This is a genomic window from Pseudomonas sp. HP_12, assembly GCF_055283955.1.
Genome location: NZ_JBTOQG010000001.1, coordinates 297,630 through 318,768 on the forward strand (window position 1 = coordinate 297,630; position 21,139 = coordinate 318,768).

21 protein-coding genes are annotated in these 21,139 nt (G+C 62.6%); 4 read left to right on the forward strand and 17 right to left on the reverse strand.

The window, feature by feature from the left end; genetic code table 11:
• Position 1 precedes the first annotated feature (1 nt).
• The 7 genes from ACYASU_RS01290 to ACYASU_RS01320 form a co-directional block, all read right to left on the reverse strand.
• The gene (locus ACYASU_RS01290; protein WP_463581673.1) at positions 2 to 541 is read right to left on the reverse strand and encodes a chemotaxis protein CheW; all 540 of its coding nucleotides are present in this window, start codon (positions 539 to 541) and stop codon (positions 2 to 4) included.
• A gap of 36 nt (positions 542 to 577) precedes the next feature.
• Entirely contained in the window at positions 578 to 2,236 is a 1,659-nt protein-coding gene (locus tag ACYASU_RS01295; RefSeq protein ID WP_346626038.1) for a methyl-accepting chemotaxis protein, read from the reverse strand.
• A 29-nt stretch (positions 2,237 to 2,265) separates the two neighbouring features.
• Positions 2,266 to 4,311, reverse strand: coding sequence for a chemotaxis protein CheA (locus tag ACYASU_RS01300; RefSeq protein WP_463581674.1), 2,046 nt, complete (start codon positions 4,309 to 4,311; stop codon positions 2,266 to 2,268).
• Positions 4,312 to 4,378: 67 nt separating this feature from the next.
• Complete coding sequence (locus ACYASU_RS01305) at positions 4,379 to 4,666, reverse strand: STAS domain-containing protein (protein WP_463581675.1); 288 nt, start codon at positions 4,664 to 4,666, stop codon at positions 4,379 to 4,381.
• Between the two features lie 23 nt (positions 4,667 to 4,689).
• Positions 4,690 to 5,058: a response regulator gene (locus tag ACYASU_RS01310; protein WP_065990830.1), complete on the reverse strand. Its 369-nt coding sequence runs from the start codon at positions 5,056 to 5,058 to the stop codon at positions 4,690 to 4,692.
• Positions 5,059 to 5,067: 9 nt separating this feature from the next.
• Positions 5,068 to 6,282 carry a methyl-accepting chemotaxis protein gene (locus ACYASU_RS01315; RefSeq protein WP_463581676.1) on the reverse strand — a complete coding sequence of 405 codons (1,215 nt, stop codon included), beginning with the start codon at positions 6,280 to 6,282 and terminating at the stop codon, positions 5,068 to 5,070.
• Between the two features lie 254 nt (positions 6,283 to 6,536).
• Entirely contained in the window at positions 6,537 to 7,055 is a 519-nt protein-coding gene (locus tag ACYASU_RS01320; RefSeq protein ID WP_463581677.1) for a P-loop nucleotide/nucleoside kinase family protein, read from the reverse strand.
• Between the two features lie 131 nt (positions 7,056 to 7,186).
• Between ACYASU_RS01320 and ACYASU_RS01325 the strand changes: the two genes are divergently transcribed.
• The 3 genes from ACYASU_RS01325 to ACYASU_RS01335 all read left to right on the forward strand — a co-directional run bounded on the left by ACYASU_RS01325 (position 7,187) and on the right by ACYASU_RS01335 (position 9,044).
• Complete coding sequence (locus ACYASU_RS01325; protein WP_463581678.1) at positions 7,187 to 7,921, forward strand: HAD family hydrolase; 735 nt, start codon at positions 7,187 to 7,189, stop codon at positions 7,919 to 7,921.
• A gap of 56 nt (positions 7,922 to 7,977) precedes the next feature.
• Complete coding sequence (locus tag ACYASU_RS01330) at positions 7,978 to 8,556, forward strand: nucleotidyltransferase family protein (protein WP_463581679.1); 579 nt, start codon at positions 7,978 to 7,980, stop codon at positions 8,554 to 8,556.
• Positions 8,557 to 8,801: 245 nt separating this feature from the next.
• Positions 8,802 to 9,044: a hypothetical protein gene (locus ACYASU_RS01335; RefSeq protein ID WP_192173851.1), complete on the forward strand. Its 243-nt coding sequence runs from the start codon at positions 8,802 to 8,804 to the stop codon at positions 9,042 to 9,044.
• A 62-nt stretch (positions 9,045 to 9,106) separates the two neighbouring features.
• Here ACYASU_RS01335 and ACYASU_RS01340 read toward each other — a convergent pair whose 3' ends face one another.
• From ACYASU_RS01340 to ACYASU_RS01380, 9 genes are all read right to left on the reverse strand, one after another.
• Positions 9,107 to 9,457 carry a RidA family protein gene (locus tag ACYASU_RS01340; RefSeq protein ID WP_407073248.1) on the reverse strand — a complete coding sequence of 117 codons (351 nt, stop codon included), beginning with the start codon at positions 9,455 to 9,457 and terminating at the stop codon, positions 9,107 to 9,109.
• Positions 9,458 to 9,494: 37 nt separating this feature from the next.
• Positions 9,495 to 10,646 carry an NAD(P)/FAD-dependent oxidoreductase gene (locus ACYASU_RS01345; RefSeq protein WP_463581680.1) on the reverse strand — a complete coding sequence of 384 codons (1,152 nt, stop codon included), beginning with the start codon at positions 10,644 to 10,646 and terminating at the stop codon, positions 9,495 to 9,497.
• A 22-nt stretch (positions 10,647 to 10,668) separates the two neighbouring features.
• On the reverse strand, positions 10,669 to 12,063 hold the full coding sequence (locus ACYASU_RS01350; protein WP_463581681.1) for an FAD/NAD(P)-dependent oxidoreductase: 1,395 nt from the start codon (positions 12,061 to 12,063) through the stop codon (positions 10,669 to 10,671).
• The gene (locus ACYASU_RS01355) at positions 12,060 to 12,413 is read right to left on the reverse strand and encodes a (2Fe-2S)-binding protein (RefSeq protein WP_463581682.1); all 354 of its coding nucleotides are present in this window, start codon (positions 12,411 to 12,413) and stop codon (positions 12,060 to 12,062) included. The genes ACYASU_RS01350 and ACYASU_RS01355 overlap by 4 nt, the downstream gene beginning before the upstream one ends.
• Entirely contained in the window at positions 12,403 to 13,545 is a 1,143-nt protein-coding gene (locus tag ACYASU_RS01360; protein ID WP_463581683.1) for an NAD(P)/FAD-dependent oxidoreductase, read from the reverse strand. The genes ACYASU_RS01355 and ACYASU_RS01360 overlap by 11 nt, the downstream gene beginning before the upstream one ends.
• Complete coding sequence (locus ACYASU_RS01365) at positions 13,542 to 14,339, reverse strand: ABC transporter permease (RefSeq protein WP_463581684.1); 798 nt, start codon at positions 14,337 to 14,339, stop codon at positions 13,542 to 13,544. Before ACYASU_RS01365 ends, ACYASU_RS01360 begins: the two co-directional genes overlap by 4 nt.
• Positions 14,340 to 14,345: 6 nt before the next feature.
• On the reverse strand, positions 14,346 to 15,218 hold the full coding sequence (locus tag ACYASU_RS01370) for an ABC transporter permease (protein ID WP_463581685.1): 873 nt from the start codon (positions 15,216 to 15,218) through the stop codon (positions 14,346 to 14,348).
• On the reverse strand, positions 15,205 to 16,278 hold the full coding sequence (locus ACYASU_RS01375) for an ABC transporter ATP-binding protein (RefSeq protein WP_463581686.1): 1,074 nt from the start codon (positions 16,276 to 16,278) through the stop codon (positions 15,205 to 15,207). Before ACYASU_RS01375 ends, ACYASU_RS01370 begins: the two co-directional genes overlap by 14 nt.
• Positions 16,279 to 16,386: 108 nt before the next feature.
• Positions 16,387 to 17,463 carry an ABC transporter substrate-binding protein gene (locus ACYASU_RS01380; RefSeq protein WP_423571394.1) on the reverse strand — a complete coding sequence of 359 codons (1,077 nt, stop codon included), beginning with the start codon at positions 17,461 to 17,463 and terminating at the stop codon, positions 16,387 to 16,389.
• A 232-nt stretch (positions 17,464 to 17,695) separates the two neighbouring features.
• Here ACYASU_RS01380 and ACYASU_RS01385 point away from each other — a divergent pair, with 232 nt between their 5' ends.
• Positions 17,696 to 18,586 (forward strand): LysR substrate-binding domain-containing protein, encoded by an 891-nt coding sequence (locus ACYASU_RS01385; RefSeq protein WP_346630361.1) that lies wholly within the window; start codon positions 17,696 to 17,698, stop codon positions 18,584 to 18,586.
• Positions 18,587 to 18,736: 150 nt separating this feature from the next.
• Here ACYASU_RS01385 and ACYASU_RS01390 read toward each other — a convergent pair whose 3' ends face one another.
• Positions 18,737 to 21,109, reverse strand: a complete 2,373-nt coding sequence (locus tag ACYASU_RS01390) for a membrane-bound PQQ-dependent dehydrogenase, glucose/quinate/shikimate family (RefSeq protein WP_463581687.1) — start codon at positions 21,107 to 21,109, stop codon at positions 18,737 to 18,739.
• Positions 21,110 to 21,139 lie beyond the last annotated feature (30 nt).

Here is a 21,139-nt window from a genome sequence, read left to right on the forward strand (position 1 = left end):
CTCAACGCGGGTCGAGATCAAGGGACGGTACCTGACCGGCTTCGGCAAGGCTGGACATTTCATCGATGGACAGCACGTTGTCTACATCCAGCACAATCACGAACTTGCCATCGACCTTCGCCATCCCGTTGATGAAATCCGATCGAATCCGTGCGCCGAAGCTGGGCGGCGGCTCGATCTGCGCGGACGGAATCTCTTGCACCGCAGACACGGTGTCGACCAGCAAACCGATGTCCTGCGCCTGCCCCTCCTCGGTGCTCGCCTCAATGATGATGACGCAGGAGCGCCGAGTGATCGCGGAGTTGGCTCGCCCGAAGCGCGCCGACAGATCGACCACCGGCACCACCGCACCGCGCAGGTTGATCACCCCGCGCACGAAGGCGGGCATCATGGGCACCACCGTCAGGCTGCCGTATTCAATAATTTCCTTGATCCCCAGAATGCCGATGGCAAACATTTCGCCGCCGAGCATGAAGGTCAGGTACTGCGCGTCCTCATCCACCGCAACTGCGGTTTGCCGAGTGGTGGTCACTGCGCCCATGTCGTTATCCCTGTAGGCCCGCATCGATTGGTGTGATCAGAAGCGGGTGAATTCCGATTCGTCCGGGGCACTGGCCATGCTGTACGCAAACGCTTTGCGCGGCGGCTGCGGTTTGACCCGAGGCGGCTGATGGCCCGGCTTGCTGCCGGAGTTGTCCACGCTGTTGCTTTGAGCGGCGGGCCGTGGTGTTGAATCCAGCACGAAGAAACTCATGGCCTGTTGCAGCTGTTCGGCCTGGCTGCTCATCTCTTCGGCGGTGGCGGCCAGTTCCTCGCTGCTCGACGCGTTCTGCTGGGTCACCTGGTTGAGCTGGGTCATCGCCGTGTTGATCTGCGCGACACCGGCGGCCTGCTCTTCGGAGGCCGCGCTGATTTCCTGCACCAGGTCGCTGGTCTTGTTGATGGACGGCACCATCTCACCGAGCAACTTGCCGGCCTTCTCGGCCATGTCCACACTGCTGGAAGACAGCTCGCCGATTTCCTGGGCGGCCACCTGACTGCGTTCGGCCAGTTTGCGCACTTCGGCCGCGACTACCGCGAAACCCTTGCCATGCTCGCCGGCTCGAGCGGCCTCGATGGCGGCGTTGAGGGCCAGCAGGTTGGTCTGGTAGGCGATGTCATCGATGATGCTGATGCGCTGGGCGATTTTTTTCATTGCCACAACGGTCTGCTGCACCGAATCGCCGCCTTCGGTGGCTTCCTTGGCGGCTTTGCTGGCCATGCCATCGGTCACTTTGGCGTTTTCGGTGTTCTGGTTGATGCTGGCGCTCATCTGCTCGATCGAGGCACTGGTTTCCTCGACGCTCGCCGCTTGTTCACTAGTGGCCTGGCTCATCGATTGCGCGGTGGCGCTGACCTGCTCGGACGCGCTGGCCAGGTTGTCGGCGGCGTTACGCACTTCACCGATGATGTGTCCCAGCTTGCCGACCATGTTGCGCATGGCGTTGAGCACCATGCCGGTTTCATCCTTCGTCCCCGGTGCGATAGGTGCACTGAGATTGCCTTCGGCCAACTGCTCGGCGGCGGTGGCGGCTTGTCTCAGCGGACGCGAAATGATCCGCGCGATGAACACAGCCAGACCCAGGCCGATCAATAACGCCGCCACCAGCGCCACGATGATCGCAAGGCGCGCGCTTTCATACAGCGCCGAGCCCTTGTCACCGGCAGCCGTTGCGCCGCCGTCATTGAGCTCGACCATTTTTTGCAGGCGGTTGGTCACATCATCAAAGCGCGTTTTGGACTCGCCCCTCAGCAAGACGCGTGCCCGGTCTTCCTGGTTCTGCCGGGACAGTTCAAGCACCTGATTGCTGGTTGCCAGGTAGGCGGCCCATGCGCTTTTCGCAGCGGCCAGAAGCTGACGATCTTCGTCGTTCGACAGCAACTGCTCATAGGTGCCCACGCGGGTTTCGAACTGCTGGCGGGACTCGGCGGCTTCCCGCTCAGCCTGAGCCTTCTCTTCAGCGACGTCGGTCGTTATGGAGCGGTACTCTTTCAAGCGATAGTTGGCGGCAAAAAAACGCATGCCTGCCGCTGCACGCATGGAAGGCATCCAGTTACCCCGGATGTCCTGGGCCGCCTGGTTCACGGCCCCCAGCTGATGAATGGCAAAGACGCCCATCGCCGCGGTGAGTGCCAGGACCACCAGGAAGGAGCTGATCAACTTGGTGGATATTTTGAGATCGTAAAACCATTTCATCGTGGAGCCTCCAGGGTGTTGCGAATACGTCAGCGGGCGACGACGGTTGGCGAATAAGCCGCCTGAGTCGTGCGGGCTTCCAGTTGTACGATTTGGTTGAGCAAGGCCGGTATGTCGAGGATCAGGGCCACCGCGCCACTGCCCAATATGGTGGAGCCGCTGATGCCGCGCAGTGCGCCAAACAACTTGCCCAACGGTTTGATCACGGTCTGGAACTCACCGAGCAGGTCGTCAACGACCAGCCCGGCCTTGTGCTCGGCGTAGCGGACTACCACCACATTCTGGCGTCGGCCGGCGCTGCCTTCGTGGCTGAAGTGCTCGCGCAGGTCCACCAGCGGCAACACCTCGCCACGCAAATCCAGGTAACCCTGGTCGCGGCTCGACTGGCGCTGGTGTTCGTCCAGTTCGATGCATTCCTGAACCATGTCCAGCGGAATCACGTAGGTGGATGTATCGATGCCGACCAGAAAACCGTTGATGATCGCCAGGGTCAGCGGCAAGCGAATGCGCACCACGGTGCCTTCGCCCGGGCGACTGTCCAGATCGACAGTGCCGCGCAGCAGCGTGATGTTGCGCTTGACCACATCCATGCCGACGCCACGGCCCGACAGATTGGTCACCGCCTCGGCGGTCGAGAATCCCGGTTCAAAAATCAGGTTGTAGATCTCCTGATCAGAAAGCACCGCGCCGCTGGCCACCAAACCGCGCTCTTGAGCTTTCTCCAGGATCCGTTCGCGGTTGAGTCCGTTGCCGTCGTCGGCGATTTCGATGACGATGCTGCCCGAGTCGTGGTAGGCGTTGAGGCTCAGATGGCCCTTCCCCGCCTTGCCGGCAGCGCGCCGGGCATCGGCGCTTTCGATGCCGTGGTCCATGGCGTTGCGCAGCAGGTGCATCAATGGGTCGCCGATTTTCTCGACGACGGTCTTGTCCAGTTCGGTTTCTGCACCGCTGATGGTCAACTCGATGTCCTTGCCCAGCTCCTGGCTGATGTCGCGCACCACGCGGCGGAAGCGGTTGAACGTGTCGCCGATGGGGATCATGCGCAGGTGCAGTGCGCCATCAAGAATCTCCTCCACCAGTCCTGATACCGTCGAGGTCGCCTCTTGCAGCGGGTCGTTCTGACAGTTACGTGCCAACAGGCTGGCACCGGCGCTCGCGATCACCAGTTCGCCGACCAGGTTAATCAGCTCGTCAAGCTTGTCCGCATTGACGCGCACGTAGTTGCCGTCCCGGGTTTTCGGCTCACTGGCCGCCGGTAGCCGCTGCACCGACGCCGTCAATGGGCCCTGCTCCGCCTGGGCAACCAGTTCGCTGCCGGTGGACACCGCATCGTCTGACGTTTGGTCGACGGCCTCGATGCGCACTTCACAGTCGTCACGCACAAAGTCGAAGACTTCGTTGAGGGTGGCGTGGCTGGCCGTTGAGCGCAGCTCGATCTCGAATCCCAAGTAGCAGCTTTCCGGGTCCCAGCTGTCCAGTGCCGGAATGCTGTCGGTGAGGGTCGTGACCTGCGTGATCTGCCCCAAGGTTTCCAGGTAGCGCAGGAACGACAGCGGGTCCATTCCATTGCGAAACACGTCCACACCGAAGCGCAGGGAAATATGCCAGAGCACCTCGGCTGACGTGTCGGCAGAGCCGGTTTCGGTGTTTTGAACGCCGGTGTCGGGAGTACTGTGCGGGGCCTGATAGGTGCTCAACGCCTCGCGCAATGCCGCTTCACGCTCCAGGGCCGCAGGCTGGAGCGTTTCGCCACGGCTGGCGACGACATTGATCAACTCCAGCATATGATCGCCGCACTTGAGCAGCACCGCGATCAGCCCGGTGTCGACTGCCACACTGCCGTCGCGCAGACGGTCGAGTACGTCCTCGACGATGTGCGTGAAGCTGACGACGGGGTTCAGGCCGAACAGACCGGCGGAACCCTTGATGGTGTGCGCGGCACGAAAAATCGCGCCGATGGCATCCTGGTCAGCGGGCTCGGTTTCCAGTTGCAGCAGGGATTGCTCCATCACCTGCAGCAGCTCGTGCGCCTCAACAATGAATGTCTGCAATGCCTGGTCGAGATTGATGCTCACCTGGACCTTCCTTGTCTATCAATGAACGTGCAATGAACGTGGCTGAGACTGGCGTGGCGGGCGCTGGCTATGAGGCCGCTTTGCGACACAGCTCAAGGGCCTGCGTGACCGCCACGCTCTGGCCGGTGACGCTTAACGCGGTGCCGGCGTTGTCGGCTTCACGCTGGATGACCGCGAGCAACTGCAGCCCCGCTCCATCCATTTCGATGACCTGCGAGAGGTCGAGCTTCAGGCGTGGCGCCCCACCCATCTGCGGCAATAGCGCGCCCGCCAGTTCGGCGACGGAGTAGATCGTAAGCTCGCCGTCAATGCTGACGCAGGTGCTGTCGTCGAGTGTTTCGATGGTGATGGGCATCGCAGACTCCCTCGCGCAAGGATTCAGGGCAGGATGAGTTTCGACACCGCTGCCAGCATCTGCGCGGGCTGGAACGGCTTGACCACCCACGCCTTGGCACCCGCCGCCTGGCCCTCGGCCTTCTTCGACTCCTGGGATTCGGTGGTCAGCATGATGATCGGGGTGAACTTGTAGCTGGCCAGCTTCTTGACCTCCTTGACGAAGGTGATGCCGTCCATGTTGGGCATGTTCACGTCGCTGATGATCAGGTGCACTTTCTGCCCGGTGAGCTTGCCCAGCGCATCCTTGCCGTCGCACGCCTCGATCACGTCGTAACCGGCGCTTTTCAAGGCAATGCCTACCACTTGCCGCACGCTGCTGGAGTCGTCGACCACTAATACATTCTTCGCCATGAGGGGCTCCTAAAAGAAGGTGATGTCTTGAGAGTTCTGCTGCACAGGCGTCTCGCCACGATGGGTGCGCCGCTGCTCGTCAGTGGCGTAAGTGGCGTCCATGCGCGCCAACCACTGGCGGGCATCGATGGACGTCGCCTGCTCCGGGGCCTCGCTGGCCTGGAGCAGGTGGCCATGCAAGTCGTCCATGTTGTCCCGCACATGGCTGAGGATCTGGCTCACACGGTCCTGGAATTGCAGGTCGACCAGCACCTCGGTCATCTCGTCACCAATGCCCCGGCTTTCCTGCTTGAGCAGGTCCGCGGATTCGGCCAGGCGGCGAGTGATGTTATGAAAACGCTCGAGCACGACTTGAATACTGTTCTCTGACGCGGCCACCGATTGACTGTCCTGATCGGCGCTGCTGGAGGCGGCGTGCACCAATTGGGTGATGCCGTTATTGATGATGTCGACCTTGGCCGACATCTGCTGGCCGGTCTCGCTGGATTTGCTCGACAGGCTGCGTACCGCGTCGGCCACCACGGCAAAGCCGCGACCGGCTTCACCCGCACGGGCCGCTTCAATGGCGGCGTTGAGTGCCAGCAGGTTGGTCTGCGCGGCAATCGCCGCCACGTCGGCGGCCATGGTGCGCAGTTCGCCGGTATACGCGGTGAGACCGCGCACCTGGGCCAGGGTCTGGTCACGGCTGGTTTGAGCGGCCTTGAGCGAGTTGATCACCTGGCTTAAATCGCTTTCGCTGAGGGACAGCACTTCGAGCGCCCCGTCCGCGGTTTGCCCGTCGAGTTCGCCGGCCGCGCGCTGGGAAGCCTGAACCGTTTCCTGCAACCGCGCTGCGATTCCGATGAAGCGATTGGTCAGATTCACAATCGCTTCTTCGGTCTGATACCGAGAGCTTTCCACTTGCCGGGCCCAGATCGGCATGGCGCCCAGCAATACCTCATCGAGTTGTACCCGCGAGGTCATGCCGTTGCTCGCCGCGTCTGCCTCTGACTGATCCGCTTGTGCTCGGGCAGTGGCTCGCAGCACCACGTCACGTTGGGAAACAGCACTCCACACCCCCGCGCCGAGGCCGACCAGAACCAGTGCCGCGCACGCGATGAGGTTAGGGAGAGAGGTCGACTGGAACAGTATCCAGGCGACGGCGGGCACGACCGGAACGAGGGTGAACCCGAGAAAGCGCCGAGAGCGGAGAACGGAAATGGGGCTGGATTGACGCTGGGTCATGGGTTCGATCCTTGAACAATGTTGCGTATGTAACTGACATCACGGTTATCTGCCCAGCGCGTCACAACTTGAGTCACCCCCCCCTGCCTTCCGTCTGGTTTATGACTGTCGCGTGACCGGCTCGGCGACTTCACGGTAATTGATCACCTCATCCGTTGAACCTGCTGCATCTGCCTGACCGCCAGGCCTAGACCAAGGCCGCAGCTTTATCGAGTTCATGGTTGAGCGGTTTGGTTGAGGCCCCTTTTTTCAATTCAGGTGCCTTTGGATTCATATACTGAAATATGCTCGACGATCGCTGCCAATGCCTCTGCCGGGGAATCAAGTGCGGTGTCTACGGTGAAGGGTGATTTGTCCCAAGGCTCATACTCATGGTTCATAACGGATTGCCAGGTAGGAGGCGTCAGCCCCAGGATATCGACCTGCCGGGTCTCCACCCTGCGCCGATGCTCCGTCATGTCGGAACAGATGACCTGAACATTCATCAGTGGCGCGCCAGAGCGAGAGGATACGTCGGTCCACGCTCTCCGGCTCTCCATCACGGGATTCACACAGTCGACAACCACCGTGCTGCCCAAACCAAGGTTGCTGGCCGCCAACTCGTAGGCGATCTGATAACCCGTGCGGCCCACATCCCGCGCAAATTCCGGCGAATCACGAAGGGCTTGTTCAATCGTATCGATGCGCACATAGACGGCACCCAGCGTCGCGGCCAGACCCTTGGCGAGGGTTGTCTTACCGGTGCCGGGCAAACCACTGAAGACGATGAGCATCTTAGACTCCCCATAGGATGTACTGAAAAAGCAGGCTAATTTACTCATATGAGGGATGCCAGCGCCGCCAGTGGTGTTCAAGATCAAATAAATCAGACCCTTTGAAGACAACATTTTGAGTTGAACCACCCATGCACATCCGCGCCGTTTTGTTCGACCTCGACAACACGCTGGTCCATCGCCGGCAAAGCATCGATGCCTACGCGGAAGTGTTTGTGCGCGAGTATGCATCGCACCTTGGCAGCCATGATCTTGCGCTGATCGCCGACCTGATTGCAGCTCAGGACAACGGCGGTTATCTATCAGCGGACAGTCCTCACCCCACTATCAGAATGGCTGTCGCATCAGCGCTGGTTGAACGCCTGCAATGGCGGCTACCGGTGGACGTGGCAGAGCTGGCAGCGCACTGGGTCGAGCTGTTCCCGGCGCAAACCGTCGAGATGCCGGGCGCTCGGACGCTGATAGACACGCTGCTGGGACACGGCATCACCGTCGGTATCATTTCCAACGGCACCCAGCGATCACGCGAGCGCACAGTCGCTCGCCTCCCCTTTGCACGGCACGTCACGCATCTGGTGAGCTCCGAGGCAGCAGGCTGGCGAAAACCCGATCCGCGGATTTTTCTGCAGGCGGCTCAACTGCTGGGGCTCGATGCAGGCGAATGCATGTACGTGGGCGATCATCCGATCAACGACGTCAAAGGCGCTGAATCCGCTGGCATGAAGGCAGTGTGGTTAAGCGGGTTTCACCCCTGGCCGCAGTCGGAAGCGGCGCCCGTCACTACCGTGGATGCATTGGAGGATGTTCTGCCGCTGCTTGAGCAGGCAAACAGCGGCGGTAGATTCACCCGCGCAGACCCGTCCTGATCGGTTTTTTTTCAAACAGAGCTCGCTGCCAAAGCTGCCCCACCCAGGAAGTCCACATGACACTGACCGCCTCCACCCTCATCGATCTGGCCTTGTCCAACCCGGTTAACGCTCAACTTGTCGAGCGACTTCCATCCCTGGGGCTCAACCAGACCCTGCTCACCGCAGGCTGCCTGTTTCAGGCGGTCTGGAATCGGCTATCCAACCGTCCCGCCGAATGGGGCGTGAATGATTACGACGTGTTCTATTTCGATGAGGACCTCTCATGGGAGGCAGAGAACCGCGTCATTGTGGCGGCGCAGGCGCTCTTTGAGGACTTGGACGTCAAAGTGGAGCTGCGCAATCAGGCGCGCGTGCACCTGTGGTTCGCAGATCGGTTTGGCTATGACTACCCGCCGCTCCAGTCCGCGAAAGAAGGCATTGACCGCTTCCTCATCTGCTCGACCTGCGTCGGACTGCACATCGACACGGGCGAGCTCTACGCGCCCCATGGCCTGGATGAGCTCGAACCGGGGGTTTTGCGTATGAACCCGAACTTCCCGCAACCGGCGCAGTTCCGAAAAAAGGCGCAGGACTATCAGGCACGCTGGGACTGGTTGCGCGTTATTGAGTCCGAGCCAGATTCCGGTCTCTAAAACGGTTCTGGAGACCCACGCCAGCGCATTGAATTGACGCCAGACTTGAGTAAAGCAAACCCCCTTTAAAAGGATGGCGTCAAATTACCGACTGCCAAACGACACCTAAATCAACACGACGCTGAAAAGCGTCATATTCCCGACGAAATGCATCTCCGCCGCATTGCCATAAGCCATCACCTCCCCTCAAAATCGCCGCACACCCGCTGTCCCGCGCCGTGATTTGCCAAAAAGGAATGAGAGCAATGAAGAGCATCTTTGTGGTTGTAATGACTATGTGTTCCGGTGGGGAAGGATGTCTGGACGAGAGCCAGCCGACGGCGTATTCGACCCGCGCAGAATGCATGGAAAGCGTTGCCGTGATGCCGACCAGAAAGGGCATCAAATACCGCTGTTCATCGGTGCCCCAGGTGCTGATTACCCAGCAGCGCCGCGCGACCCAGAATCACCTGGTGACCAACTCCGCCGAAGCGTCTGTCCGCCCTTGAGCGACAACGCCGGGTGAGGGATAGACCCCGCCCGGCGCCGCGCATTCACACAGCCGGCTGACTCAGCCCGCCGCCACCACTGTGATTTCGACCAGCAAATCCGGCGCTGCCAGGCGTGATTCCACGGTAGCCCGCGCGGGTGCGTGCCCTTCCGGCGCCCAGGCGTCCCAGACTTCATTCATGCCGGCGAAATTCGCCGCGATGTCCGACAGCCAGACCTGCGCGGTAAGAATCCGCGTTTTATCGAGGCCGGCCTTGGCCAGGTAGTTGTCGATCTTCTCCAGCACTTGCGCGGTCTGCCCTTTGATGTCGAGGGTGCGATCCGTTGCGGTCTGGCCGCCGAGGAAGGTAAAGCCGTTGCACTGCACGACGCGGCTCATGCGTTGGTTGGTTTCGATGCGATTGATTTCCAGCATGTGAACTCCTTATGGGAGGGAGGGTGTTAAGGGTTTATCGAACGACTAAATGGGCGCCGCTTGAAATATCGAACTGAGGCGTTTTACAACGGGCGTCATCAAACCGGCCGATGTCGAACGCCTCCAGCGAAATGTCCGAATGCTCGCCGAGGATCTGCTGCGCCAGGCGCTTGCCGGTGCCGGGGCCCATCTGGAAGCCGCTGCCGCAGAAGCCGAAGGAATAACTGAGATTACTGGCCTTGCGGCTCGCGCCAATCACCGGCAAATCATCCGCGGTAAACGCTTCGACGCCGGCCCAGACGCGATTGACGCCCAGGTGCTTGAGATGGGGAAACAGGTCGGTGACGGTCCTCGCGCTGATGCCAAGCCGGGCCAGGTCCACTTCGCCGTGGCGCGCCGGGAAATCCACGCTGCCAATCAGTTTGCCGCCGATCACCACCGTGCCATTGGCGAACTGCTTGAATGACAGCGAGCGACCGGTTGCCCCCAGCACCGGCGCGCAAAACGGCGCGACGCGGTGAGTCACCATCAGCATCAAGCCTTCGGGATGGGCCGGCACCGATTCGCCGACTTGTTCGGCCAGCTCCCGCGCCCAGGCCCCGGCGGTGATCACCAGATGCCCGGCGCTGAACACCCCGGCGGGCGTGGTGACTTGCCACTCACTGCCGCGTTGCTCGATGCGTTGGGCCGGTGTCATTTCAAGCACCTTCACCCCGAGCTTTTCCGCCGCCAGCCGAAAGCTCGTCACCGTTCTGTAGGGAATGGCATAGCCGTCATCCTTGACCCAGATGCCGCCCACCACATGCCGGGCAACCGTAGGAATGATCTCGAACACCTGTTGAGCGTCGATCAGCACTTCATGGGTGAAACCCAGGCGCTGCAAGTGTTCGACCCGCCGTCGGCATTCATCGAGTTCGGCGGCGGTTTCCGCGAGTTTGAGCTGGCCACTGGGCACGAAACCGCCGTCATCCCCCAGTGTCTGCGCCAGGTCATGCCAGAGAGCGCGGGACGACAGCGCCAGGGGGATTTCCGCATCGTGACGGCCGAGGGTGCGCACCCCGCCGGCGTTGACCCCGGAGGCATGCCGACCGCAGTAGTCAGCCTCCAGCACTGTGACCTCGACGCCGCGCTGAGCCAGGTGCAGCGCAGTGCTCAGACCGTGAATGCCGCCGCCTATCACCAGCACGTCGCTGTGCCTTGCCCGCGCCTCACTCACCGGCCAGCTCTCCCAGGGTGATGGGCTTGATCGGCGGGCGAATGCGGTAGTAGCCGACTTCCGCCGCCGACACGCCGCGGGCCTTGGCGATCACCTCAGTGACGGTCAGCCCGCACATCCGGCCCTGACAAGGCCCCATGCCACAGCGGCCGAAGGATTTGGCCTGATTGGGGCCGGCGCAGCCCAGGGCGACGAATTTGCGCAGGTCCCCCGCCGTGACTTCCTCGCAGCGGCAGACGATGACCTCATCGGCGGGGATGCGGTTCGCTTCCTTCGGCTGATAGAGCGCATCAAGAAACGGCCGAATGCGCAGGTTTAACGCGAGCTTTTCACGCAGCGGCCCTGCCCGTTCATCACGCTGACCTGTATCGAACCTGCCCAATTGTTGCGCGATGCCCAGCGCCGCCAACTCACCCTGCAGGGCCGCGGCCTGGGCACCGCCAATGCCGGCGCCGTCACCGGCGACAAACATCCCCGGCACGTCCAGCTCACCCCACGGGTCGACCACCGGGCTGAAGCACAACTGATCGACGTCCCAGACATGGCGTGCGCGCAACGACTGACTGAATTGGATGTTCGGGACTACGCCCTGATGCAACAGCACGCAACGCGCGTCGATCCGCTGAGCCTTGCCGGCCACGGTGAAGGTCAATGCGGTGGCGGCGTCGTCACCCTCAATCGCCAGTTGCTCGGCGCCCGTATGGTGCGGGATGCGGGCGCTGCGCAGGCTGCGCATCAATTCCAGCCCCTTGCGCAAATACGGCCAGGCGCGCAGCGCCGCGAACAGATGACGCCGCGCCCGCCAGTAATCTTCCGGCCGCGTGGTATCAACCAAGGCCTTGATCGGCACGCCCGCGCGCAGGTATTGCCAGCCGAGCAGGTACAGCAGCGGGCCACAGCCGGCCAGCACCACCGGCTCGGTCGGCGCAAGACCGGCACTCTTTAGCAGAATCTGCGCGGCGCCTGCGCTCATGACACCGGGCAAGGTCCAGCCCGGAATGGGAAACGGCCGTTCCATGGCGCCAGTGGCAAGCAACACGGCCTTGGCCTGAAGCGTGTGCAAGCGTCCGTCGCGCAGGTAGCTGACCTGATGATCCCGAATCACCTGCCAGACCGCCGCGCCTTTTTCATAACGCACCGATGACGACGCCAGGGCCTGGGCCAACAAGTTGCCATGGGCATAATCCGCGCCGAGGAGATCCCTTCGCGACAGCGGCGCGAGGGTGATGCCGCGATAAATCTGCCCGCCCGGACTGCCCTGCTCGTCCAGCAACACCACCTGCAAACCGAACCCGGCCAGGGCCACGGCGCCTGCCATGCCGGCGGCACCTGCGCCGACGACGACCACGTCCACAGCGTCGACGACGCCGCCAAAAAGATCATTCATGACTGCACCCCGACGGTCTGCACATCGCAGGGCTGGAAAATCAGGTCCCGCGCGCCTTCCTGGGAGCGGATGCGCATGCCGTCCGCCACTTCGATCAGGCAGCTCTGGCGGTTGGGCACGCCGTCGATGTCCACCAGGCACTCGAAGCACACGCCCATCATGCAATACGGCGCCCGAGGCGATTCGCTCACCGGCGTCGCGCGAAAACGGTTGATCCCGGACATCAGCAGTGCCGCTGCCACGCTGATGCCCGCTGGCACCTCGAGGGTTTGATCGTTGAAGCTGAGGCGGACAGTCCGCGTCGACCTGACTTCACTCATGACCGGTTGAAACAGCGGATCAGTGCGCATGGGAAAACACCTTGTCAGTCAGGAAACGCTCGCCGGCGAATGCGCCGAGCTCGTCAGGCATGGCACCGCCCATCACCCACGGCGCGATGCGCAGGGCGTGGGCGGCGGCCAGGGTCACGCCACTGTGGCAGGTCACCACGAAGGCGCCCGGGTGGCTGGCCGATTGCTGATAAATGGGAAATCCATCGGGGCTCAGGACGCGCAGCGCCGCCCAGGCCCGAATCAGCCGCACCTCACGCAGCAATGGAAAGGTCGCGACACCGCGCCGGGCGATGGCTTCAAGCACGTGGGTGGAGGTGCTGTCGTCGAACCCCACCTCTTCCATTGAGTCGCCCAGTTGCACGGTGCCTTCGTCGGTCTGCCGAACGTGGACCGTCGGGTGATCAAGAAACGGCCGGACCCGCTCGCTGACCAGCACCTGGCCGCGGTTCGGCGCCACTGGCGCATGCAGCCCCACTTGGCGGGCCAGCCCCGGATTGCCCAGCCCGGCCGCCAGCACCACCCGTGGCGCGATGAAGCGTTGAGTGCCGGCGGTGACGCAATACTCACCGGTGGCACCGTCGATGCAATCCACCTGAATGCCGCCGTAAAACCGCGCGCCTTTGGCCTGGGCCGAGGTGTGCAATGCGCGCAGCAGTTTCAGCGGATTGACGTGACCGTCCTGGGGCGTGTAACTGGCGCCCACCACGGACGGGCCGATCAAGGGCAAGCGCGCCTTGAGGTCGGCGGCGTCGAGCATCTGAAAGGGATAGTCGCCGAGGGCGTCCTGCAGGGTTTGCAGACGCGATTGCCGCTCGATCAGCTCCTCGTCGCTGAAACACATGTGGAAGCCACCGGGCTGACGGAGCTGCACGTCCACCCCGCTGTCGGCCATCAGCGCCCGGGCGAAGTCCGGCCAGCGGCTCGCCGAGGAACGCGTCCAGCGCGAGTAGTCCGGCAAATCGTGGCCCTTGCCCTGAACCCAGACCAAACCGAAATTGCCCCGTGAGGCGCGAAACGCATCGTCGCCCTGGTCCAGCACCACGGTGTCGGCGCAGCTGCGGGCCAGGCCGTAAGCGACTGCCGTCCCCACCAGCCCGCCGCCGATGACGATCACGTCCGAGTGAATGACGCTCTGTGTGCCCTGACTCATTTGCCTTCTCCAATCAAGACCCGGTCCAGTCCGACCATTCGGTCCAATATCAGCATCAGCAGCAAGGTGCCGACGATCAGCACCGTCGACACCGCCGTGATCAACGGGTTGATGGTCTGGGAAATCTGGTTGTACATCGCCACCGGCAGCGTCGTGGTACCGGGGGTGGCGACGAACACAGTCATGGTCAGTTCGTCGAAGCTCTGGATGAACGCGAGCATCCAGCCGCCGACCACACCGGTGCGAATCCGCGGCAGCACCACCCGGTAAAACGCCGTCCAGCGGCTGGCACCGAGGGACAGCGCGGCGTGCTCGATGTCCCGCTCAAGGCCGATGGTCGAGGCCAGCGTCAGGCGCAGCGCATAGGGCAGCACGACAATCACGTGGGTGAGGGTCAGCGCCCAGAACGAGCCGCCGATCTGCGCCAGGGAAAAGAAGCGCAGGAACGCGATGCCGAGCACCACCGAGGGGATCATCAGCGGCGACAGCAGAAACCCGGTTACCGCGCCCCGGCCGGGAAAGTCATAACGGCTGATGGCCAGTGCCGCCGGTATCGCCAGCAGGGCGGCAATGGTCGCCGACGCCAGGCCGAGTTTGATCGACAGCGCGAAGGCGTCGAGCATGTCCTGGTTGTCCGCCAGCGCCCGAAACCAGCGCAGCGACAGGCCTTCGGTGGGCAGCGACAGGTAGCCCTTGCTGGTGAACGCCATGGCCATCACCACCACCAGCGGCGCGACGATGAACGTGACGAACAAGGCATGGAACAGCAGCGAGAAAAATCCGTTCTTGTGCATGGTCGGCTACTCGAAGACTTGCTTGAACCGGCGCTCGGCCAGTTTGCTGCAACCCAGAATGATGATCAGATTCGCCAGCAGCAGAAGCATCGCGATGGCCGCGCCGAGGGGCCAGTTGAGGGTGCCGAGGAACTCGTCGTAGGCCGCCGTGGCGACCACTTTCAGGCGTCGGCCGCCGATGATCGCCGGGGTGGCGAAGGCCGACGCGGCCAGGGCGAAGACGATGATCGAGCCGGACAGCACGCCGGGCATGATCTGCGGCAGGATGATCCGGCGGAACACCGTCAGTCGCGACGCGCCGAGGGACAGGCCTGCCCACTCCACTTGAAGGTCCAGCCGTTGCAGGGTGGCCCAGACCGCAATGACCATGAACGGCACCAGCACGTGGGTCAGGGCAATGACCACGCCGACTTGGGTAAACAGCATTTTCACCGGTTGGTCAGTGATTCCCAGCGCTTGCAGGGCATCATTGATCAGGCCGTTGTTGCCCAGCAGGATTGCCCAGCCCAGGGTCCGCACCACCACGGAGATCAGCAGCGGCCCCAACACCACCAGCAGGAACAGCGAACGCAAGCGCGGCGCCATGCGCGCAATGATGATGGTTTCCGGAATGCCCAACAGCACGCACAACACCGTGACTGCCAGGGCCATGCCGCCGGTGCGCAGGAAGATCTCGTGGAAGTAATCGTCCTTGAATACTTCCAGGTAATTGCCAAGGCTGTAGCTCGGCACCACGCCGTCGGTGTCGCTGAACAGGTTCAACGACAGCACGGCGGTCAGCAGCAAGGGCGCCAGCAACAGCGCGATGAACACCAGCAATGCCGGCCCGCTCAGCAACCACGGCGCCACGCCCACCCGTTCGGCGTCATACCTGGCCATGGGTGACCTCCCGGTCCAGCAGGCGCAGGTCGTCATCCGACCAATCCAGCCCGACCTCACTGCCCTCCTCCGGCGGCGGCATGCCGAGGTTTGGCAGGGTCATGTGCACCAGGCCCAGGCGACTTTCCACCGCCATCAGCCACAGATTGCCGAGGAACACCCGCAGCCGGACGCGCCCGGAAAACCGCCCGCTGCCCAGCGCCACCAGACGGATTTTCTCCGGGCGGATGTAGACGTTGACGTCATTCCCCAGCGTGCGGTCTTCGTGGGGCACGTGCATCAGCGTGTCGTGGACCTGCACGTGACAGCAACGGTCGTTGCGCAATTGCACGGCGCCGGCGAAGGCGTTGGTCTTGCCGAGGAATGCCGACGCGAAGGGCGAATGCGGCCGCTCGTAGGCTTCGAAAGGCGTGTCGATCTGCACGATGCGGCCCTTCTGCATCACCGCAATGCGGTCGCTCATGGTCATCGCTTCGACCTGATCGTGGGTCACCAGAATGGTGGTGATGCCCAGCTCGCGCTGAATCGCCCGCAGTTCGATGTGCATCTCTTCGCGCAGCTTGGCGTCGAGGTTGGACATCGGCTCGTCGAGCAGCAGCAGGTTCGGACGGATCGCCAGGGCGCGGGCAATCGCCACCCGCTGGCGCTGACCGCCCGACAAGGCTTTCGGGTAACGCTCACCGAGGCCCGCGAGGCGCACCAGATCCAGCGCTTCGTCGACGCGCTTGCCGCGCTCGGCCCTGGGCACGCCGCGCATTTCCAGGCCAAAGCTGATGTTCTGCGCCACGGTCATGTGCGGAAACAGCGCATAACTCTGAAAGACGATGCCCAGCCCGCGCTGCTCGGGGCGCACGTGGGTGATGTCGCGGCCGTCGAGGACAATGCGACCTTCGGTGGGCTGCACGAAGCCTGCGATGGATTGCAGCGTGGTGGTCTTGCCGCACCCGGACGGGCCGAGCAAGGCGATGAACTCGCCATGCCGGACTTCTAGGTTCAAACCGTCAATGGCCCTGAACGTGCCGTAGGTCTTGACGATGCCTTCAAGGGTGAGAAATGCCATGGGCGTGCCACGCAGGCGAACCTGCGTCTCCAGAAGGGTGCTGGGGAAGATCGGCGCTTACGTCGATCAGCGACTGTCGATCAGCGAAAGGGATCGGTAGATCGACCGCTATCGCTCGACGGTGCGGTTCCAGCGCGTGGTCCACTCGCTGCGCTGCTGGTTGATGGTTTCCCAATCGACCTTGATCAGCGCGTTAACCTTCTCCGGCCCGTACGGCATGCGCGCGGCGACGTCGTCCGGCAGCTTGACGGTCTGGTTCACCGGCGCAAAACCATTCTCCCGCGCCTGAATTTCCTGCACTTCAGGTGACAGCACGTACTGAATGAACGCCTGGGCCAGTTCGGATTGCGCGTTGGGGGTCACGCTGCACGCGGCGACCTGCAGTGCGATGCCGCCTTCCTTCGGGTAGATGAATTTCAGCGGGAAGCCGGTGCCCTGCAACGCCACGGCCCGACCGCTGCCGTACACCGCCATGACGATGTCGCCGTTCTGCATCATGCCGTCCATCTCGCCCGGCGCCGACACCCACGCCAGCACATTGGGGCCGATTTCATCCTTGAGCGCCTTGAAGCCGGGGTCGATGTTTTTCTCGCCGCCGCCCCTCAGACGGGCCATTTCCACCAGCGTGTGCAGGCCGTAGGTGTTGGTCACCGGCGGCATGCCGAGCAGTTGCTTGAAACGCGGGTCGGTGAGGTTTTCCCAGGAATCCGGTGCCGCCCAGCCGCGCTTCTTGAACGCGTCTTCGTTGTAGCCGATACCGGTGGCTACCACGCCAATCCCCGTGGCTTCAGGGCTCAGCCGGGCCAGCGGATAAAGGTCCTTGTAGACCGGCGCGTCGCTGAGCTTTTCGCACAGGCCCATCTGCAACGCCTGGTACATCGGGCCGTCGTCCATCATCGCGACGTTGATCTGCTGACGGCCTTTCTGCGCCTGCAGCTTGGCCAGGGTCTCCGTGGAGTTGCCGGCCACGTAGACGACTTTGACGTTGTGCTGTTTTTCGAAGGCCGGGATGACGCGGTTTTTGTACATCTGCTCGGTGGAACCGCCGACCCCGGCCACGTACAGCGTGGTCTCGGCGAAGGCCGGCGTGCTGCTGATTGCTGCGAGCGTCAGGGCAATAGCCACGGCATTGCGATGGAAGGGACGAAACGGTCGTGCTGCTGAGGGAAGGTCAAGGCTATTCACAGACTATCTCCGAAGTGCGTGGGGCAGATCGAACAATGCGTCAGTCGCTTCGGCGTGAACCGAGGCCGTGCATGCAGCGTGCATGCAGCGTGCATGCTCCCGGCGAATCCATCGCGGGGTGGCGCATCTTCATGTGCGCTATGGGTGGCTGGTTCGAGTATTGCGACGGCCCCTCCATATGGTCAAATACGGATATCCGCCTTAGTTATTCATATTTGATATGGAGCGCGCCATGAACCTGAGACAGATCGAAGCCTTCCGCAGCGTCATGCGCCTGGGTTCCATGACCGCTGCGGCGGAGGTGCTGTTTACCTCGCAACCCAACATCAGCCGGCTGATTGCCCAACTGGAACTGAGCACCGGGCTGACCCTGTTCAAGCGGGCGGGCGTCAGACTGATTCCGACCCAGGAGGGTCAGGCGTTTTTTCAAGAGGTCGAGCGGGCCTACGTCGGGCTGGACAGCCTCAAGCTGTCGGCCAAAAACATCCGTAACCTGGGCACGGGGCGCTTGCGGGTGGCGGCGGTGCCTTCGACCGGGCTGAGCATGATTCCCCGGGTGCTGAAGGCGTTTACCGAGTCGCGACCGGAACTGACGGTTTCCCTGCACGTGAACTCCTCGCCCACCGTCGAGCAATGGGTGAAGTCGCAGTTCTGCGACGTGGGGATTGTGGTGCACCCCGGCGATGTCGACAGTCAGCAGATCGAGTTGCTGAGCGAAGTGGCGGCGGTGTGCGTGCTGCCGGCGGCTCATCCATTGGCGAGCCGGAAAGAGATCACCTTTACCGACCTGGAGGGAGAGACCTTTGTTTCGCTCTGCCACGGCGACGGCACCCGTGCGCTGGTCGATGGCCTGTTCGAGCAGGCGGGCGTGGAACGGGTCATGACCGTGGAGGCGCAGTACAGCGCGATCAATTGCGAGATGGTGGCACTGGGCATGGGCATCACCCTCGCCCACCCGCTGGTGGCCCGTGATTATCGCCATCGCGATATCGTGATCCGCCCGTTCGTGCCGCAGATCCTCTTCCCCACCTACGTCATGTGGGCCCCGGCCCAGACGCGGACAAAATTGTCCGAAGAGTTCGTTGATACGCTGAAAGCGTTCTACCGGGACATCGTTTTTTAGGGCTGAAGGGGATGCTGCTGAATATTAGTTTTGTAGGACCGGCTTCAGCCGGGAAGACGCCGGTGTGAGCACACTCGAATTTGCGGGATGCCATCACAAAAAAAGGCCGTGACGCACCACTGCGTCACGGCCTTTTCACACGTCAGTCAATCAATCCAGACGAAACGCAATCACGCTGTCGCCCAACGTGGTACCGAGCGAGCCGTGCCCGCCGGCCGAGATGACGACGTACTGCTTGCCGTCGCTGCCCATGTAAGTCGAAGGCGTCGCCTGGCCGCCCGCTGGCAGCTCCTTCTCCCAGAGCACGTCACCGGTGTTGATGTCGTACGCGCGGATAAAGTTGTCCGCCGTGGCGCCATGGAACACCACGCCGCCCGCCGTCACCAGCGGACCGCCGTGGGCGACCATGCCCATCGGGAAGCCGATCGGGAAGCGGCCCGGCAGGAAGCTGGTCTTGAGGTTTTGGGTGGTGCCGGTGCGGCGCATCCACTCGGTGTTGCCGGTGGTCAGGTCAACCCCGACCATGCGGCCCCACGGCGGCGCAATGCACGGCACGCCCAGCGCCGAGGCGAACTGCTTGATGCGAATCGCGTAGTCACCGTTGAAGTTCTCGTTCCAGTACGGCGTGCCGTCCTGGGTGAACAGCCGTTTCTCGGCGGTTTCCGGGGTGCGCTTGATCAGGTGATAGGTGTAGGCCAGACGCACCGGCGCGGCGATCAGAATCTGCCGATCCGGGTCGACCGCCACCGAGCCCCAGTTGAACGCCCCGATGTTGCCCGGGAAGATCAGCGACCCCTGCTCGGTGCTCGGCGTCCATGGATTGCCGTCGTAGCGCAGCGTGTTGTAGGTCGTGCGGCAGGACATCTGATCGAACGGCGTCAGGCCCCACATCGATTTTTCGCTCAGCGGTTCCGGGATGAAGTTGATCTTCGACACCGGCTGGGTCGGCGCGAAATGCTCGCCCGGCACGCCGCCCTGGGTCGACACCTTGACCTGATCGACCGGAAAAATCGGTTCGCCGGTCAGCCGGTTCAGCACAAAGATGTTGCCCACTTTGGTCGGCAGGATCAGCGCCGGTTGCTTGCTGCCCTCTTTGCCCACGTCCATCAGGGTCGGCTGCGAGGGGTTATCGCGGTCCCACAGGTCGTTGTTCGACGACTGGAATTTCCACTTGAACGCACCGGTGTTCAAGTCCAGGGCCACCAGGGTGTCGCGGAATTTTTCCGTGTTGCTGTTCGGGTCGCGGTTGATGCCCAGCTCGTCCGGCGAGGCGTTGCCGAACGGCACAAACACCAGGCCGTTTTTCATGTCGGCGCTCAAGGTGCCCCACGCCACGGGTGTGTCCTGCGGGTAGGTCTGGTCGGCCGCGATGGGCTGGGTCATGGCCGGGTTGGCCGGATCGAAATTCCACACCAACTGGCCGGTCATGGCGTTGTAGGCGCGGATCACCCCCGACGGGTTGCCGTCGTTGTAGCCGTTGTCCATCACCGAACCGCCGACGATGACCAGATCACCGGCGATCAGCGGCGCTGCCGTCTGCATCAACGCGTGGGGACGGATATCGCCCATATTGGCGCTGAGATCGACCACGCCGTTGTTGCCGAAATCGCTGCACAGCTTGCCGGTATCGGCGTCGAGGGCTACCAGCTTCGCGTCAGTCGTGGCGGTGAGGATGCGTTTGGCGCACTGGCTCGGCGAGGCATCGGCCGCAGCCGTTGCGGCCGACGCGTAGTAACTGACCCCGCGGCAGGTCTGATGCTGCTGCAGGTAGGAGCGGTTTTTCTCCGGTTCCCACTTCCAGTCCAGCTTGCCGGTTTCAGGATTCAACGCGTGCACTTCGTTGTGTGCGGTGCAGACATAGACCCGGTTGTTGACCTTCAGCGGCGTGGCTTCGAAGGTGTACTCGCCGGCGTCTTTGGCGGCATCGCGCAGATCGCCGGTGTGGTATTCCCACGCCACCGAGAGCTTCTTCACGTTGCCCGCATTGATCTGGTCGAGGCTGGAGAAACGCTGACCGTCGTTGGTGCCGCCGTAGGCGACCCAGTCGTTAGCGGCTTCGCCCGTGCTGCGCGTCGCCTGCGGGGTGTCGATCTTGCCGGCCACCGGGTACGGGTCGTAGAACATCACCGCCAGCACGATCAGTATCATCACGCCCACGGTGCCACCCAGAAACGGATGGAAGCGGCGCGTGTCGCCCGGGTTCTGCGCCTTGTACAGCGGACGCACCACCCACGGCAGCGCCAGCCACAGACCCAGCAGCGCGAAAAGGTCGCCGCGCGGAATCCACTGCCATTTGTCGAAGCCGACCTCGTAGACGATCCAGATCAGAATCCCCCACATCAGCAGCGCATACACCGTCAGCGCTGATTGCTTCTTCAGCATCAGCAGCACCGCCGAAGCCAATACCGCGAGGGCAATAATCGAGTACGCCGCCGAGCCGCCGGCGGCCACCAGTTGCGCACCCATGTACAACAGGGCAATGGCGAAAATCGCCATCACCACCCCAGTCACTCTCAAGATCATCGTTGGTTTTCCGTGTTGGGGCCGGTGATG

Excerpts from the sequence above, each read along its gene's own strand:
- ACYASU_RS01305 (WP_463581675.1), bottom strand. The coding sequence starts at position 4,666 with ATGCCCATCACCATCGAAACACTCGACGACAGCACCTGCGTCAGCATT.
- ACYASU_RS01355 (WP_463581682.1), bottom strand. The coding sequence starts at position 12,413 with ATGCGCACTGATCCGCTGTTTCAACCGGTCATGAGTGAAGTCAGGTCG.
- ACYASU_RS01320 (WP_463581677.1), bottom strand. The coding sequence starts at position 7,055 with ATGCTCATCGTCTTCAGTGGTTTGCCCGGCACCGGTAAGACAACCCTC.
- ACYASU_RS01295 (WP_346626038.1), bottom strand. The coding sequence starts at position 2,236 with ATGAAATGGTTTTACGATCTCAAAATATCCACCAAGTTGATCAGCTCC.
- ACYASU_RS01360 (WP_463581683.1), bottom strand. The coding sequence starts at position 13,545 with ATGAGTCAGGGCACACAGAGCGTCATTCACTCGGACGTGATCGTCATC.
- ACYASU_RS01310 (WP_065990830.1), bottom strand. The coding sequence starts at position 5,058 with ATGGCGAAGAATGTATTAGTGGTCGACGACTCCAGCAGCGTGCGGCAA.
- ACYASU_RS01365 (WP_463581684.1), bottom strand. The coding sequence starts at position 14,339 with ATGCACAAGAACGGATTTTTCTCGCTGCTGTTCCATGCCTTGTTCGTC.
- ACYASU_RS01330 (WP_463581679.1), top strand. The coding sequence starts at position 7,978 with ATGACACTGACCGCCTCCACCCTCATCGATCTGGCCTTGTCCAACCCG.
- ACYASU_RS01375 (WP_463581686.1), bottom strand. The coding sequence starts at position 16,278 with ATGGCATTTCTCACCCTTGAAGGCATCGTCAAGACCTACGGCACGTTC.
- ACYASU_RS01390 (WP_463581687.1), bottom strand. The coding sequence starts at position 21,109 with ATGATCTTGAGAGTGACTGGGGTGGTGATGGCGATTTTCGCCATTGCC.
- ACYASU_RS01385 (WP_346630361.1), top strand. The coding sequence starts at position 17,696 with ATGAACCTGAGACAGATCGAAGCCTTCCGCAGCGTCATGCGCCTGGGT.
- ACYASU_RS01315 (WP_463581676.1), bottom strand. The coding sequence starts at position 6,282 with ATGACCCAGCGTCAATCCAGCCCCATTTCCGTTCTCCGCTCTCGGCGC.
- ACYASU_RS01350 (WP_463581681.1), bottom strand. The coding sequence starts at position 12,063 with ATGAATGATCTTTTTGGCGGCGTCGTCGACGCTGTGGACGTGGTCGTC.
- ACYASU_RS01290 (WP_463581673.1), bottom strand. The coding sequence starts at position 541 with ATGGGCGCAGTGACCACCACTCGGCAAACCGCAGTTGCGGTGGATGAG.
- ACYASU_RS01325 (WP_463581678.1), top strand. The coding sequence starts at position 7,187 with ATGCACATCCGCGCCGTTTTGTTCGACCTCGACAACACGCTGGTCCAT.
- ACYASU_RS01370 (WP_463581685.1), bottom strand. The coding sequence starts at position 15,218 with ATGGCCAGGTATGACGCCGAACGGGTGGGCGTGGCGCCGTGGTTGCTG.
- ACYASU_RS01335 (WP_192173851.1), top strand. The coding sequence starts at position 8,802 with ATGAAGAGCATCTTTGTGGTTGTAATGACTATGTGTTCCGGTGGGGAA.